This window comes from Pseudomonas sp. K5002, assembly GCF_013386655.1.
GTDB lineage: Bacteria > Pseudomonadota > Gammaproteobacteria > Pseudomonadales > Pseudomonadaceae > Aquipseudomonas.
Map to the genome: position 1 here is coordinate 1 of NZ_JACARK010001545.1, position 498 is coordinate 498.

A 498-nucleotide genomic window follows, 5' to 3' on the forward strand; every position below is an offset into this window, starting at 1 on the left:
GGCGGCGCCTCGGCGGCCTTGCGCCGGTTGGTGGACGAAGCGCGCAACGCCCATGCCGAGCACGATGAGCGGCGCCAGGCGAAGGAGTCCAGCTATCGTTTCATGAGCGCCATCGGCGGCGACCTGCCAGGTTTTGAAGAAGCCTCGCGGGCGTTGTTTGCCCAGGACGGCGCGGAATTTTCCAACAGGATCGCGCACTGGCCGGTGGATGTGAAGTTGTACCTGGCCTGGTTGTCACGCAACGCTTTCCCTGCCTAATTGCATTGAGATCCGAACCTCATGGAAGTCACCCAGCAACGACCGTTGTGGCAGATCTACCTGATCTTTCTGGCACCCATGGTGCTGTCCAATTTCCTCCAGAGCTTTTCCGGCACGCTGAACGGGATCTATGTCGGGCAGATGCTCGGCACCCAGGCGTTGGCGGCGGTGTCGGGGATGTTCCCCATCGTGTTTTTCTTTATCGCCCTGGTGATCGGCCTGGGGGCGGGCGCTTCGGTG

General features: G+C 61.6%; 2 protein-coding genes. Both read left to right on the forward strand.

The genetic code is table 11. The features are described from left to right. Positions 1–258: DUF2239 family protein (locus tag HX846_RS37820; RefSeq protein WP_178967537.1), on the forward strand; the 258-nt coding region annotated here is incomplete at its 5' end. Positions 259–279: 21 nt separating this feature from the next. Beyond that, on the forward strand, positions 280–498 hold a 219-nt coding region (locus HX846_RS37825; protein ID WP_256740496.1), incomplete at its 3' end, for an MATE family efflux transporter.